This is a genomic window from Streptomyces sp. NPDC031474, assembly GCF_055581185.1.
The window spans coordinates 19,659-35,676 of record NZ_JBVIJX010000035.1; the positions used below are offsets into that span (position 1 = coordinate 19,659).

At 73.7% G+C, this 16,018-nt stretch carries 6 protein-coding genes and 1 tRNA gene; 5 read left to right on the forward strand and 2 right to left on the reverse strand.

Going from position 1 to position 16,018, the window contains the following annotated elements:
* The first annotated feature begins 66 nt into the window (after positions 1-66).
* Positions 67-1,071 (forward strand): NADP-dependent oxidoreductase, encoded by a 1,005-nt coding sequence (locus ACZ5SK_RS44525; protein ID WP_334575090.1) that lies wholly within the window; start codon positions 67-69, stop codon positions 1,069-1,071.
* Between the two features lie 123 nt (positions 1,072-1,194).
* Here the strand turns inward: ACZ5SK_RS44525 and ACZ5SK_RS44530 are convergent.
* Positions 1,195-1,268: transfer RNA gene (locus ACZ5SK_RS44530), tRNA-Pro, on the reverse strand.
* A gap of 44 nt (positions 1,269-1,312) precedes the next feature.
* Entirely contained in the window at positions 1,313-2,740 is a 1,428-nt protein-coding gene (locus tag ACZ5SK_RS44535) for an MFS transporter (protein ID WP_468577789.1), read from the reverse strand.
* Positions 2,741-2,854: 114 nt separating this feature from the next.
* Here ACZ5SK_RS44535 and ACZ5SK_RS44540 point away from each other — a divergent pair, with 114 nt between their 5' ends.
* The 4 genes from ACZ5SK_RS44540 (at position 2,855) to ACZ5SK_RS44555 (ending at position 16,018) form a co-directional block, all read left to right on the forward strand.
* On the forward strand, positions 2,855-3,433 hold the full coding sequence (locus tag ACZ5SK_RS44540; RefSeq protein WP_334575093.1) for a TetR/AcrR family transcriptional regulator: 579 nt from the start codon (positions 2,855-2,857) through the stop codon (positions 3,431-3,433).
* 737 nt (positions 3,434-4,170) lie between these two features.
* The gene (locus ACZ5SK_RS44545; RefSeq protein WP_334575094.1) at positions 4,171-11,139 is read left to right on the forward strand and encodes an SDR family oxidoreductase; all 6,969 of its coding nucleotides are present in this window, start codon (positions 4,171-4,173) and stop codon (positions 11,137-11,139) included.
* Between the two features lie 47 nt (positions 11,140-11,186).
* A complete protein-coding gene (locus tag ACZ5SK_RS44550) occupies positions 11,187-15,695 on the forward strand; it encodes a beta-ketoacyl synthase N-terminal-like domain-containing protein (protein WP_457495855.1) in 4,509 nt (1,502 codons plus the stop codon).
* Positions 15,692-16,018, forward strand: coding sequence for an acyl carrier protein (locus ACZ5SK_RS44555; protein ID WP_099935434.1), 327 nt, complete (start codon positions 15,692-15,694; stop codon positions 16,016-16,018). Before ACZ5SK_RS44550 ends, ACZ5SK_RS44555 begins: the two co-directional genes overlap by 4 nt.

The window sequence follows — 16,018 nt, forward strand, 5'->3', positions numbered from 1 at the left end:
GGAACAGGGCGTCACATGAGGCCAACCGCCTGCCCGAGGGCTCCATTCCCGTCCTACGGTCCCGTCATGACCGAGAACGCGATCACCGTCCAGCAGACCGCCCGCCCCCACGGCTTCCCCACCACCAAGGATTTCGCCTTCGTCGAGTCCGCGATTCCCGATCCTGCGGTCGGCACCGCGCTCGTGGAGAACCTCTACTGGTCCGTCGACCCGTACCACCGCGAGATGATGGACGACGTGCCCGGCGGCTTCGCGCTCCACACACCGCTCGAGGGCCGCACTCTCGGGCGCGTCGTCGCCTCGCGGACGGCGGAGCTGACCGGGGGCGAGATCGTGTTCCACCGGCAGGGCTGGCGCACGCACTCCGTGGTCCGACCCGAGGAGATCCGCAAACTCCCCCGCTTCGACGGGGTCCCCCTGACGGCCTACCTGAGCGTCCTCGGCGGCACCGGACTGACCGCCTACGTGGGCCTCACCCGCATCGTCCGGCTCCGCGAGGGCGACGACCTCTTCGTCTCCGCCGCAGCCGGCGGCGTCGGCACCGCCACCGGCCGGTTCGCCCGGCTGTTGGGCGCCGGCCGACTCGTGGGCAGCGCGGGCTCGGCGGCCAAGGTCGACCACCTGACCCGGGAGGTGGGCTACGACGCGGCGTTCGACTACCACGACGGCCTCGCCGCTGAACTGCTCGCCAAGGCTGCACCGGACGGCATCGACGTCTTCGTCGACAACGTCGGCGGCGAACAACTGGCCGCCGCGGTGGGCGCACTGCGCGAGTTCGGGCGCATCGTCCGGATCGGCACCATCAGCCGCTACAACACCCCGGACGCGCCCCCGCCGCACGTCAACTACTCGGACATCGTGGAGAAGAGCCTCCGCATGGAGGGCTTCCTGGTCAGCAACTACCGCGATCTGCAGGACGAGCTGTACGAGTTCGCGGTTCCCCATCTGCAGAGCGGCCGGCTGGCGCTGGACCAGACGGTGGTGGACGGGTTCGAGCACATCGTGGACGCATTTCTGGGCATGCTGCACGGCAAGAACACCGGAAAGATCATCGTGCGGGACCGTGCGTAGGCCTGGTCCGGCCGTCGTGCGCGTGCCGCATCGCCGGCGCCGGTCCCCAACTGGTCCCCAAGAATGATCGAGGGCCGGTTTCGGATACCTCCGAAACCGGCCCTGACCTGCGACTTCGTAAAGTCGGGACGACAGGATTTGAACCTGCGACCCCTTGACCCCCAGTCAAGTGCGCTACCAAGCTGCGCCACGTCCCGAGGCGTTTCCGCGGCGGTGAGCTGCGAGAACGCGTAGGTGAACCTTACCGTACGGGGGTGGGTGCGGCGGTCGGCGCCGGGGTGACGGGGGCCGACGGGCGGGCCGGGCGCCGGGCGGGGACCAACAGGGCGGCGAAGGCCGCGCACAGGCAGAGCAGCGTCAGCAGGATGAAGCCGTGGGTGTAGCCGGAGTCGTAGGGCAGACCCGAGGGCTGGAGGCGGCCGGTGACCAGGACGCTGGTGACGGCGGCGCCGATGGAGCCGCCGATGGTACGGATGTTGGCGTTCATGCCGGTGGCGGCACCGGTCTGCGCGGGAGGGACGCTGCCGACGATCAGGTTGGCCATCGAGGCGAAGGCGAGCCCGATGCCGAGGCCGAACACGCCGGCCACGAGGGCGACTTGCCACTGCTCGTCGTGCCAGAGAGTGAGGAAGCCCAGGGCGAGCCCGCCGAGTGCGGCACCCGTCGTGAGCAACGCCTTCGCGCCCACACGGGGTTCGAGGCGACCGCTGAGCACACCGGAGACGAACATCGCGACGAGCATCGGCAGCATCAGCAGTCCGGAGGCGGTGACGCTCGCGCCGAAGCCGTACCCGGCCGTGCTCGGGGTCTGGACGAAGCCGGGCAGGAAGGACCAGATCGCGTACATGCCCGCACCGAACAGCAGGGCGGCGAGATTGGTGGTCCACACGGCCGGCAGCCGCATGATGCGCAGGTCGATGAGCGGGGAACGGGATCGGGCCTCGACCGTCAGCCACAGCGCGAACAGGGCCACGGCCAGGGCGAACAGGCCGATCACGCGCGCCGATCCCCAACCCCAGCTGCCCGCCTGGCTCAGCGGCAGCAGCAGGGTGACCAGCCAGCCCGACAGAAGCACCGCGCCGAGCCAACTGACGCTGCCCTCGGCCCTGTTGGGCGACTCGGGGACGTAGCGCAGGGCGATCAGGGCGGCGGCGGCGACGATGCCGACGGGGATCCAGAACAGCCAGCGGAAGTCGAGCGCGGAGACGATCGGTCCGGCCGCGACCATGCCGACACCGCCGCCCGCGGCGATCACGGCGGACAGGTTGCTGATGCTGCCGGCCACCTGGGACGGAGCGAACTCGTCCCGGATGATGCCGAACGACAGCGGGAACAGGGCGCCGCCGACGCCCTGGATCACGCGGGCGACTATCAGGACGCCGATGGTCGGCGCGAGCGCGGCGAGCAGACAGCCCACCAGAACGGCGACGAGGACCGCGACGAGGGTGCGCTTCCTGCCGATCAGGTCGCCGACACGGCCGAGGATCGGCGTGAAGACGGACGCGGACAGCAGATACGCGGTCATCACCCAGGTCCCGGTGGACTGCGAGGTGTGCAGAGCGTGCTGGACGGTCGGCAGGGCCGGCGCTATCAGCGACTGGAGCATGGAGAACACGCCCGCACCGGTCGCGAGGACCGCGAAGGTGAGGCGGGTGGACGTGCGTGGCATGGAGGAGCCTCTCGAAAAGAGGGGAAGAGGGCCTCGGACTGTTAAAGTGGAGGCACTCCTCCACTGTAACGGAGGCAACCCTCCGGTTCAACCGAGTCCGCCCAGGAGGCAGCAGTGCCGCCCCAGCAGTTCCCCATCAGTGAGATCGTCGCGGTGCAGCGCCCCACCCGTAAGGACGCCGCCCGCAACTACGACGCGCTGCTTGCGGCGGCGCGCGAGGCGTTCGCCGAGCACGGCTCGGAGGCCTCCCTGGAGGACATCGCCCGGCGAGCAGGGGTCGGCATCGGCACGCTGTACCGGAACTTCCCGACCCGCCGGGCACTCTTCGAGAGCGTCTACGCCGACGAGGTCAACGCGTTGTGCCGGACGGCCGTGGAGTTCGCCGACCTGGAACCGTGGGAGGCGCTCACCTCGTGGCTCGACCGGTTCGCCACCTACATGGTCACCAAGCGGGCGGTGCGCGAGGCGCTGGACGGCGAGTCGGAGATCTTCCAGGCATGCCGCGAGTCGCTGTACGGGACGTGCGGTCCGCTGTTCGAGCGGGCGCAGCAGGCCGGCGTCGCCCGCGCCGACATGGACTTCGGCGATCTGCTGCGCCTGGTCGCCGGTGTCACGGCGACCGCGTTCATGGACGACGCCCAGCGCGACCGCGTCCTGGCCATCGCCCTGGACGGGGTGCGCGCCGGGCGCTGAGAGGCCGCGGCCGGTCCACGAGCGAAGCGGACTCCGGACAGCGCCGCCCGCCCGCACCCGGCACCCCGCGCGTGCCACCGACCGGACGGCCGCGAGCCCGCACCGCGCCCCCGGGGCGTGGCCCGCCGGAAAGTCAGCCTCCGGCACGGACGACCGTGAACCCGCGCGCCGGGCCGGCACCCCGTCGCTCCACCGCACCCGCCTTTCCCTTCCGCAGCCCCTGGAATCATCGCGGCCGGGCCCCGGGGCGGCGAGTGCCGCCGCGCACGCGGTCGTGGGCGCACGCACCGGTGGCCGGCGGCGGCGTCCCACGGGACGGCTCCACAAACCCTTCCCAGTCACTCCACGACCGACATGCAGAATTTCCCGTCCCCTTACGCCGCGCCGGGAATGTGCGTTCCGATTCGGACCATGCAGTCCAAAGGAACCCATTTCTTGCGGTCGTTCATGTTTCCACCACGTGAGTCCGAGGTGAACAGGACAGCCTCCGAAAGGAATTCAACCGATTTCCTACGCCCTGGCCCTCCCGCCACGACTGACCGAATCATTGCGGCTGGGTACCAGCCGTTCGTTCGATCGTTGACCAGTCAGTAACAAGCGCACTACCTTTCAACGCGTTTCGAGCACGCGCTATAGAACGGCGTTCCGCGGTGGTCCTCTCCCCGCCGGAATCCGGTGAGCCGCCTTTGCTGTCCCGAACCCCCCACCGTGCAGTCTCACCCTTGATTCGGAGAATCATGACGTCCGCTGTGCGCTCCGAGGACATGATCATCGGCATCACTCCTTTCGGCGAACCCGATGCCGGGCTCGCCCTGGCCGTCGGCCGGGCCGGCGGTCTCGGTGTACTCGACCTGGGCTCCGGCGACCGAAGAACCCGCGAGGCCCTCGCCCGCCTGCGCAGAGCGTCGCCGGGCGACTTCGGCGTCCGGGTCGGCGCATCCTGTCGTCTCACCCCCGCCGACCTGGGCCCCGACGGCCCGCACACCGTCGTTCTGACCGCGGACGCCGTGGAGTCGCCGGCCGGCGCGGACTCCGCCGTCCCGTGGTCGATCGCCGGCCTCGCGGCGCGCCACCGCGTGCTGGTGGAGGTCACCGACCTGGCGGGCGCGCGGCACGCCGTGCGCGCCGGGGCGCACGGCCTGCTCGCCCGCGGCGCCGAATGCGGCGGCCGGATCGGCGAGTTGAGCACCTTCGTGCTGCTCCAGCAGCTGCTCGCCGCGCCCGAGGTGACCCTGCCGGTGTGGGCGTGCGGAGGCATCGGCCCGCGTACGGCCGCCGCCGCGGTGGCCGGCGGGGCGGCCGGTGTAGTCCTGGACAGCCAGCTCGCGCTGCTCGCCGAGTCGGCGCTGCCCGAGCCGGCCGCCGCGGCGCTGCGCACCCTGGACGGCTCCGAGACCGTCGTCCTGGCAGGTCATCGCGTTCTGCTGCGGCGCGGCCCGGACGCCCCGCGTCTCGCGGGGGACGCCGGCCCGCAGGCGGTGGCGGCGCTGCTCGGCGCGCAGGACCCGCGCACCCAGCTGCTCCCGGTGGGCCAGGACGGTTTCCTCGCCGCCCGGTTCGCCGACTGCTGGGGCGACGTACGGCGGACGGTGCGCGGGATGCGGGACGCGGTCCTGGACGCCGTAGGTGACGACGCGGCGGTGCGGGCGCTGGGGGCCGAGTCGCCGATGAGCCGGGCGCTCGGAACCCGGCTCCCCGTGGCACAGGGGCCGATGACGCGGGTGAGCGACGGGGCCGCGTTCGCCGCGGCGGTGGCGGCGGACGGGGCGCTGCCGTTCCTCGCGCTGGCGCTGGCGGACGGCGCGCGGACCCGGGAGATGCTGGCCGAGACCCGGGACGCGGTGGCCGGCCGGCCCTGGGGGGTGGGCGTGCTCGGCTTCGCGCCGGAGGACGTGCGCACCGCCCAGCTGGAGGCCGTACGAGAGCTGCGGCCGACGCACGCGATCATCGCGGGCGGACGGCCCTCCCAGGCGCAGGCGCTGGAGCGGGACGGCATCCGCACGTTCCTGCACGTGCCGTCTCCGGGGCTGCTGCGGCAGTTCCTCGAAGCCGGGGCGCGCCGGTTCGTGTTCGAGGGCTCGGAGTGCGGCGGGCACGTCGGACCGCGCGGCAGCTTTCCCCTCTGGGAAGCTCAACTTGCCGTCCTGGCCGACTACTTGGACGGCGTCGACGCGACGGACGTCGAGGTGTTCTTCGCGGGCGGAGTACACGACGAGCGGTCGGCTGCGATGGTCGCCGCGCTCGCCGCGCCGCTGACCGCGCGCGGAGCGGCCGTCGGCGTGCTGATGGGAACCGCTTACCTGTTCACCGAGGAGGCGGTGGCGCACGGCGCGATCCGTCCGCTGTTCCAGCGGCAGGTCATGGACGCCGAGCGCACCGCGCTCCTGGAGTCGGCGCCGGGTCACGCGACACGGTGTGTGCCGAGTCCGTTCGCCGCCGGCTACCGCGACCAGGAGGCGCGGTTGCGTGCCGAGGGCGTGCCGGACCGGCGGATCTGGGAGGAGTTGGAGCGGCTGAACGTCGGCCGGCTGCGCCTCGCCAGCAAAGGCGTCACCCGGGACGCCGACGGCTTCCTCGCCCCCGTCGACGAGCAACGCCAGCTCGCCGAGGGGATGTTCATGGCCGGGGAGGTGGCCGTACTGCGTTCGGCGACCACGACGCTCGCGGCACTGCACGCGTCGGTGACGGCCGGTGCGGTCGAGCATCTCGCCCTGCGGGCCGCCGAGTTGGGCCTGGAGAGGGAGGTGCGGGAGCCGGCCGCCCCGGCCCCGCTGGACATCGCCGTCGTCGGCATGGCCTGCATGTTCCCGCAGGCGCCCGACCTGCCGACCTTCTGGGCGAACGTCGTCGGGGGCGTGGACGCGGTCGGCGAGGTCCCGGCCGACCGATGGGATCCGGCCGTGCACCACGGCGAGTCGACGCCGTCCAAGTGGGGCGGCTTCCTGCCCCGCATCCCCTTCGACCCGCTGCGCTACGGCATCCCGCCCGCCTCCCTCGGCAGCGTCGAGCCGGTGCAGCTGCTGTCCCTGGAGGCGGCCCGGCGGGCCCTGGAGGACGCCGGATACGGCGACGGGGGAAGGAAGTTCGACCGCTCCCGCACCTCCGTGGTCTTCGGCGCGGAGGCGGGCAGCGACCTGTCGAACGCGGCCACACTGCGAGCCGTGCTGCCCTCGTACTACGGCCACGTCCCGGCCGCCCTGGACGACCAGCTTCCGCGGCTCACCGAGGACTCCTTCCCCGGCATGCTCGCCAACGTCATCTCCGGGCGGATCGCCAACCGGCTCGACCTCGGCGGCGCCAACTACACCGTCGACGCCGCCTGCGCCTCCTCGCTGGCCGCGGTGGACGTCGCCTGCAAGGAGCTGGTCGGGGGCACGTCCGACGTGGTGCTGTGCGGCGGCGCCGACCTGCACAACGGCATCAACGACTACGCCCTCTTCTCCTCCGTGCACGCCCTGTCCCCGACCGGCCGCTCGCGTGCCTTCGACGGCTCGGCGGACGGCATCGCGCTCGGCGAGGGCGTCGCCTGCGTCGTCCTCAAGCGCCTCGCGGACGCCGAACGCGACGGCGACCGGATCTACGGCGTCATCAAGGGCCTCGGCTCCTCCAGCGACGGCCGCTCGCTCGGCCTCACCGCCCCCAGGCCCGAGGGCCAGCGCTCGGCCCTGGAGCGGGCCTACCACAACGCGGGCGTCTCCCCGGCCGACGTCGGGCTCGTCGAGGCGCACGGCACCGGGACGGTGGTCGGCGACCGCACCGAACTGAGCATCCTCAGCGAGGTGTTCGCCGAGGCGGGGGCGCAGCCGGGCGGCTGTGTGATCGGCTCGGTCAAGTCGCAGATCGGGCACACCAAGTGCGCCGCCGGACTCGCCGGACTGATCAAGAGCCTGCTGGCCCTGCACACGGGCGTCAGGCCGCCCACGCTGCACGTCGAGACCCCCAACCCGGCCTGGGACGCGGACAGCAGCCCCTTCGCCTTCCACAAGGAGGCCCGGCCCTGGGCGGTGCCGCCGCGGGAACGGCTCGCCGGGGTGAGCGCGTTCGGCTTCGGCGGCACCAACTTCCATGTGGTGCTGAGCGCTTACGCCGACGGGGTGCCGCCGGTGCGCGGACTGGACGCCTGGCCCGCCGAACTGTTCGTGTTCCGCGGTCGGGACGAGGCCACGGCCCGCCGTGCGATGGAGGAGCTCCTCAAGGCCGCGCAGGCGCAGGGCGGGCCGTGGCGTCTGCGGGACCTGGCGCTCGGCGCCGCACGACGCTCGGACGCGAGCGCGGATCCGGCACGGGTCGCGCTGGTGGCGACGGACGTGGACGACCTGACCGCGAAACTGCGACGGGCGCTCGCCGACCCCGCCGACCCCGCCGAGCCCGCTCGCGCGCGGGGGATCCACCGGGCCGGTCCCGACGATCCCTGCGACGGCAAGGTCGCCTTCCTCTTCCCCGGGCAGGGCAGCCAGCGCACCGGCATGCTCGGCGAGCTGTTCGTCGCCTTCCCGGAGCTGCGCCCCTACCTGGAGCTCGGCCGCGCCCACGCCGACGTCCTGTACCCGCCGGCCGCCTTCGACGACGCGGCAGGCGACCGGCAGCAGGCCGCGCTGACCGACACCCGCGTGGCACAGCCCGCCCTGGGCATCGCGGGCCTCGCCGCACACGCCGTGCTCACCGCGGCCGGGGTACGGCCGGACATGGCCGCCGGGCACAGCTACGGCGAACTGGTCGCCCTGTGCGCGGCCGGCGCACTGACCCCGGAAACCCTTGTGGACCTGAGCGCGGAGCGGGCAACGGCCATCCTCGAAGCAGCCGGGGTCAAACCCGCCGACGAGCCGGACGGGTCCGGGAGTGCGGACGGCGGGGCCATGGCTGCGGTCGCGGCCGGGGCCGAGGAGGTGGCGCAGGTACTGAAGACGGGAGCCGCGCCGGACTCCGTGGTCGTCGCCAACCGCAACTCACCTACGCAGACGGTGATTTCCGGACCGACCGTCGCCGTCGCCGAGGCCGTGCGGCTCCTGCGCGCGGCCGGTCTGGGAGCCAAGCGCATCCCGGTCGCCTGCGCCTTCCACAGCCCGCTGGTCGCGGGCGCCGCCGACCGGTTCGCCGAAGCGCTCGCGGCCCGGCCGGTGCACGCGCCCGAGTTCCCGGTGTGGTCCAACCGGACGGCGACCCCCTACCCCGCCGACGCAGACGCGGTACGGGCCGAACTCGCCGCCCAGATCGGCGCGCCGGTCGCCTTCGTCGAGCAGGTCGAGGCGATGTACGAGGCGGGGGCGCGCATCTTCGTCGAGGCGGGCCCCGGGTCGGTGCTGACCCGGCTGGTCGGGCAGATCCTCGGCGACCGCCCGCACCGCACGATCGCCTGCGAGCCGCGCCCCGGCGGCGGACTGCACGGCTGGCTCGACGCCCTGGCCCGGCTCGCCGTCGCGGGGCTGCCGGTGCGCAGCGGATGGCTGCTGCGCAGCCGGGACGCGGTGGACGCCGTCCGCACCCCCGTGCCGAAGCGGCCCGGCTGGACGGTCGACGGACAGCTGGTCCGCACCGCCGCCGGCGCCCTCCTCCCCGGTGCGCTCGCACCGGCCCGACGAGTCGTGGACCCCGTCGAAAGGACCGTGACGACTGTGACGACGAACCCCCCGCACGGCGTCCCCTCCGACCGGGACGCGCTGATCTCCGAGTTCCTGCGCACCAGCCGGGAGATGATCGCCGCCCAACGGGACGTGCTGCTCACCTACTTCGGATCCACGCCGGGCGCGCAGATCGCGGCACCCGTGATGGTGACCCCGCAGGTCGTCGAGGCAGTGCCTCAACTCCCCGCCGGACAGCCCGAGACGGCCGCACACGTACCCACTCCCGCCCCGACCCCCGCGTCGGCTGCCGCCGAGCCCGCCGGGAGCACGGACGTCCAGCAGCTCGTCCTGGAGATCATCAGCGAACGCACCGGCTATCCCGTCGACATGATCGAGCCCGATCTCGACCTGGAGGCGGACCTCAGCATCGACTCCATCAAACGGGCCGAGATCGCCGGCGAGTTGGCCAAGCGACTGGGCGCCGGCGACGGCGCGGATCTCACGTCGATGGGCGACGACGAGCTGGAGGAGCTGACGAAGGCCCGCACCGCCGCCGCGGTGACCGACTGGCTGACGGCCCGGCTGAGCGGACCGGCACCCGCACAGGCACCCGCACCGGCCCAGGCACAGGCACCCGCCCAGGCACAGGCACAGACACCGGCACCGGCGGAGGAGGTGACCGGCGAGCCGCCCAAGCGGCACGTGCTGCGGCCGGTCCTGCTCGACGACGTCGCCGCCGCTTCGCCGACCGCCTTCTCCGGCACCCGCTGGATCCTCCTCGGGGACGCCCCCGAGATCGCCGCCCGGCTGGTGTCGCACGGCGCCGACGTCGTCGTACGCGCCCGTGATCACGTTCTGGGGGAGGCGGACGGGCCGGTGGACGGCGTGCTGTACCTCGGCGCCCTTCCGGCCGCCGAGGACACGCCCGTCCTGCCCGACGCGTTCCCGGTGCTGAAGGCGGCCCTGGCGCGCGGTCCGCGGTGGCTGCTGGCCGTCCGCAGCAGCGGCGACGAGACGCCCGATGCGCGGACCGCGGGGCTGCGCGGGCTGTTCCGTACCGTGGCGCGCGAGTATCCACAGACCCTCGCCCGGCTCGTCGACCTCGCCGACGCCTCGGCGGCCGCCGTCGCGGACGCGGTGGTCGCGGAGGCCGTCGCAGCGGACCGCACCCCGGTCGTGCTGCGGACGGCGGCCGGCCGGCACGGCTTCGAGCTGGCGCAGGCGCCGCTCGGCGCGCTCGGCAGCACGGGCGCCGGACCGGCCGGGGACGGAGCCGCCGAGGCCGCCGCGCTCGGGCTGGACCGGGACTCGGTGGTGCTGCTGGCGGGCGGCGCGCGGGGCATCACCGCGCAGTTCGCCGCCGCGCTCGCCGGCGCCGCCCGCTGCCGTCTGGAACTGCTCGGCCGTACCCCCGCGCCGGACGGCCCCGAGGACGCGGACACCGCCGCCGCGCGCACCCCGGCCGAACTGCGCGCGGCGCTCGCCGCCCGCGGCGGTCTGAAGCCGGCCGCGATCAACCGCGCCGCCGAACTCCTGCTGGCGCAGCGGGAGATCGCGGCGACGCTGAGCGAACTCACCGCGCTGGGCAGCCGGGTGCGTTACCGCTCCGTCGACTTCCGGGAGCCCGAGGCGGTGCTCCAGACGGTGAAGGAGATCCACGCCGAACACGGCCGGCTCGACGGGGTGGTCCACGCGGCCGGTGTGATCGAGGACCGGCTCGTCGCCGAGAAGAGCGCCGAGTCCTTCCAGCGGGTCTACGGCACGAAGGCGACCGGCGCGGACGCCCTGCTCACCGCGCTGGAGGAGCTGCCCACGGCGCCCGCGTTCACCGTGCTGTTCGGCTCGATCTCCGCGGTCCTGGGCAACCGCGGCCAGGTGGACTACGCCGCCGCCAACGACGCGCTGGAGACCCTCGGCGCGGCCTTCGCCGCCCGCACGGGGCACCGTGCGGTGACCGTGCACTGGGGTCCGTGGGCGCCCGCGGCCGGTCACGCGGGCATGGTCGGGGTGGAGCTGGCGCACGAGTACGCCCGACGGGGCATCCGGCTGATCGATCCCGAGGAAGGGACCGCGGCGCTGCTGCGGGAGCTCGCCTGGGGCGAGGAGTCGGCCACCGCCGTCGTCTACACCGCCTCCGGCTGGTGAAGGCCACGGCTACATCACCCCAACCGGCCTACGAGCCCGATGGGTTGATGGTTCATCAGGTTCCGGTCGCCATCGTCGGGATGGCGGTGCTGTTGCCGGGCGCCGCCGACCTCGACGCGTACTGGCGGAACCTGCGGGACGGCGTGGACGCGATCGGCGAGGTCCCGGACGGGCGCTGGGACGCGACGTACTACCGTCCCGGCAGCGCGTCCGACCCGGCTGTCGCGGACCGGGTGTACGCACGCCGCGGCGGGTTCGTGGACGGGCTGGCGGAGGTGGAGGTCACCCGGTTCGGGATCATGCCGAACTCGGTGGCCGGCACCGAGCCCGACCAGCTCATCGCCCTGCACGTGGCCTCGGCCGCCCTGGACGACGCGGGCGGCACGGACCGCCTCCCCGACCGAGGGCGCGTCGGCGTCGTTCTCGGCCGGGGCGGCTACCTCACCCCCGGCCTGGTCCGGCTGGACCAGCGGGTGCGCACGGCGGGCCAACTCGTCCGTACGCTGGGAGAGTTGCTGCCCGACCTGACCGGGGATCAACTCGACCGGGTGCGGACGGCGTTCACGGAGCGGCTCGGGCCGGACAGTCCCGAGTCCGCGATCGGCCTGGTGCCCAATCTCGCCGCCTCCCGGGTCGCCAACCGGCTGGATCTGCGCGGACCGGCGTACACCGTGGACGCGGCCTGCGCCTCGTCGCTCGTCGCCGTGGACCAGGCGGTGGGCGCCCTCGCGTCGGGGCGCTGCGACCTGATGCTCGCCGGGGGCGTCCACCATTGTCACGACATCACGCTGTGGAGCGTCTTCTCCCAGCTCCGCGCCCTCTCCCCCAGCCAGCGCATCCGCCCCTTCCACCGGGGCGCCGACGGCATCCTGATCGGTGAGGGGACGGGTGTCGTCGTCCTCAAGCGGCTGGCGGACGCCGAGCGCGACGGCGACCGGATCTACGCGGTGATCCGGGGCACCGGAGTGGCCAGCGACGGGCGGGCGGCGGGGCTGGTCAACCCCGATCCGGGTGGGCAGGCGCAGGCCGTGCGGCAGGCCTGGCGGGCCGCCGGGCTCGACCCGGCCGCGCCCGGCTCGATCGGCCTGCTGGAGGCGCACGGCACCGCGACTCCGGCGGGCGACGGCGCCGAACTCACCACGCTGGCCGAGGTGTTCGGGCCAGGTGACGGTGACGCGGTCCTGGGGTCGGTCAAGTCGATGATCGGGCACACCATGCCCGCCGCGGGAGTCGCCGGGCTGGTGAAGGCCGCGCTCGCCGTCCATCACCGCACCCTGCTCCCGACGCTGCACTGCGACGATCCGCACCCCGCCCTGGCCCGCACCCGGTTCCGCACCCTGGAGAAGGCCGCCGACTGGGAGACCGCCGCCGGACAGCCCGTGCGCCGGGCCGCCGTCAACGCGTTCGGGTTCGGCGGGATCAACGCGCACGTGGTGCTGGAGGAGGCCCCCGGCGCCCGCGGGATTCGCGCGACCGGCCCGGCACGTCCGGCCCGTCCGGTCGTGGACGTCGCCGAACCCGAGCGCGTCCTGCTGCTCGCCGCAGACTCCCCCACCCGCCTCGCCACGCTCCTGGACGTCGACGACAGCGCCGTACGGGCCGCCGGGCTCGACCCCCGCCATTCGCACCCGGACGCGGGCCCGGCCCGGCTCGGCATCGTCGACCCGACCGCCAAGCGCCTCGCCCTGGCCCGCCGCACGATCGCGCGGCAACGGTCCTGGCACGGCCGCAGCGACGTCTGGTTCCGGCCGAGCCCCCTGCTGGGCGCCGGCCACGGCAGGCTGGCGTTCCTGTTCCCCGGACTGGAGGGCGACTTCACCCCCCAAGTCGACGACGTGGCAGCCCACTTCGGGCTGCCCACCCGCTCGCTCGACGGGGACCGGACCGGCGACGTGGGCAGGCACGGCTTCGGTGTCGTCGCCGTCGGTCGGCTCCTGGACACCGCGCTGCGCCGCAGCGGCATCGTGCCGGACGCGGTCGCCGGGCACAGCGTGGGCGAGTGGACGGCGATGGCGGCGGCCGGACTGTACGCCGGGGAGGAGGTCGACGCGTTCATGGCGGGCTTCGACCCGGACTCGGTGACGGTCCCCGGCCTCGCCTTCGGCGCGATCGGCGCGTCCGCCGAACAGGTCCTGGCCGCCCTGCACGACGAGGGCCGGGCGGAGTCGGGCCTGGTGCTCTCGCACGACAACGCTCCCGGCCAGTCGATGGTGTGCGGCCCGGAGGCGGCGGTGGAGGACTTCGTGCGGGCCTTCCGCGCCCGGGGCGTCCTCAGCCAGGTGCTGCCCTTCCGGTCGGGCTTCCACACGCCGATGCTTCAGCCCCACCTCGGCCCGATCAAGGCGGCTGCCGACCGGTTCCGGCTGCGTCGGCCGCACACCCCGCTCTGGTCGGGGACGACGGCCGCGCCGTTCCCCGCGGACGAGGCGGGGATACGGTCCCTGTTCCTCCGGCACCTGCTGGAACCCGTCCGCTTCCGGCAGCTGGCCGAGGCCCTGTACGCGGCCGGCCACCGGGTGTACGTCCAGGTGGGCCCCGGTCAGCTCGGCTCCCTCGTCGGCGACACCCTGGGCAGCCACGACCACCTCGTCGTCGCCGCCAACTCACCCCACCGCACGGGCCTCGCCCAGCTCCGCCGGGTGGCCACCGCACTGTGGACGGCGGGAGCGACGGTGGCGCCCTTGCTGACACCCGCCGGTCTCACGACGGCTCAACGGCCGCCGGTGAGCCTGGACCTGGGCGGATCGCTGGTGTCCCTCGCACCTCACGACCTCACCGCACTGCGGGCCGAGCTGCGCGCCGCCGCCCCGGCCCGTACGACGAACGCCGGCGCGTCTTCGCCGCTGGACGCTCTCGTCGAACGCTCCCCCATTGCAGCCGAGTTGAGCGCCCTGCTCCACGAGACGGCGGACACGGCCGCCGCCCTGATGACCACCCGGGCCTCGACTCCCGTACGGCCACGCCCGATCGGCCCGAGGCACAGCACCGTCCGCGTCTCCCCCGACACCATGCCCTACCTCCTGGACCACTGCTTCTTCCCCCAGCGGCCCGGCTGGCCCGACATCGCCGACCGGTGGCCGGTCGTTCCTGCGACGACGATCGTGCAGCACATCATGGACGCGGCGCTGGACGCGACCCGGGAGTCGTCCCCCGGCAGGTTGGCGGTCGCCGTGCACGGCGCGCGGTTCGAGGAGTGGCTCACCGCCACCCCCGCCGTCGACGTACCGGTGACCGTGACCCCACAGGGCCCCGAGAACCCGGACCGTCTGGCTGTCTCCTTCGGTCCCCGGGCCCGCGCCACCGTGGAACTCGCCGCGGAGTATCCCGCCCCGTCCCCCGCCCCGTGGCCCACCGATCCCGGCGCCGAGCGCACCCCGGAGCACACCGCCGCCCAGCTGTACGCCGAGCGCTGGATGTTCCACGGCCCGGCGTTCCAGGGCGTCACCGAGCTCACCGCGATCGGCGACCGCCACGTCCGGGGAGTCATCACCACCCCGCCCGCGCCCGGCGCGCTGCTGGACAACGTCGGCCAGATCCTCGGCTACTGGATCATGGCGACCCGCACGGAGCGGACGGTCGTCTTCCCGGTCGGGATGCGGGAGATGCGGTTCCACGGGCCACATCCGACGCCGGGGACCGAAGTGGGCTGCCTGGTGCGGATCACGGACCTCACCGACACGTTCCTGGAGGCCGACGTCCAGCTGACGGTCGGGGGCACGGTGTGGGCGGAGCTGCACGGCTGGCAGGACCGCCGCTTCGACAACGACCCCACGACCAAACCGGTCGAGCGGTTCCCGGAGCTCCACACCCTGTCCGAGACCCGGCCGGGCGGCTGGCAGCTGCTGCACGAGCGGTGGCCGGACCTGGCGTCCCGCGAGCTGATCATGCGCAACTCCCTCGGCGGCGTGGAGCGCGCGCAGTACGCGGAGCGCGCGCCGCGCGGACGCCGGCAGTGGCTGCTGGGCCGGATCGCCGTCAAGGACGCGGTCCGGCAGTGGCTGTGGGACCAGGGCGAGGGCCCGGTCTTCCCGGCAGAGCTGCGAGTGCACAACGACGCGGCGGGCCGCCCGTACGTCACCGGCGTGCACGGCCGTGTCCTGCCCGCGCTGGACGTCTCGCTGGCCCACTGCGCGGAGGCGGGCGTCGCGATCGTCCGGCCGCACACGCCGGGCCCCGGACCCGGGATCGACATCGAGGAGGTCACCGACCACACCTCGCAGACCGTCGCCGCCGCGCTCGGACCGGACGAACTGCGCCTCCTGCACACCCTGTTGGAGCCAAGCGGCGAATCCGAGGCGCTGTGGTTCGCCCGTTTCTGGGCGGCGAAGGAGGCCGTCGCCAAAGCGGAGGGCACCGGATTCGGCGGCAGGCCACGGGACTTCACGGTCCTCGACACGACCCCGGGCGGCGACCGGCTGACCGTCGCGGGCCGCCTGGCACCCGCCTACCTCGTGCACTGCGCCCCGGCCGCCAACCCGCCCCGGCTGCCCGACCGTTCGTACGCGGTCGCTTGGACGACGGGACACCCGACCCCGAAGGAGTACGACGCCCGATGACTTCCCCCACCCCCCACACCTCCGTCACCGCCGACGAGGAGGCCGTCCTCGCCGACCTCACCGGCATGCTCGCGCGGCTCCTGGAGGACGAGTACGGCCTCGACGACGTCGAGATCGGCATGCGGACGACCTTCAACCGCGACCTGGAGCTGGAGAGCATCGACCTGGTCACCCTGGCCGGTCTGCTCCAGGAGCGGTACGGCGACCGGGTCAACTTCGCCGAGTTCCTGGCCGGCATGGAATTCGACGAGATCATCGAGCTGACCGTCGGCCGGCTCGTCGAGTACGTCGTGACGAGCCTGAAGGGCGCGGGGGCGAGCTGA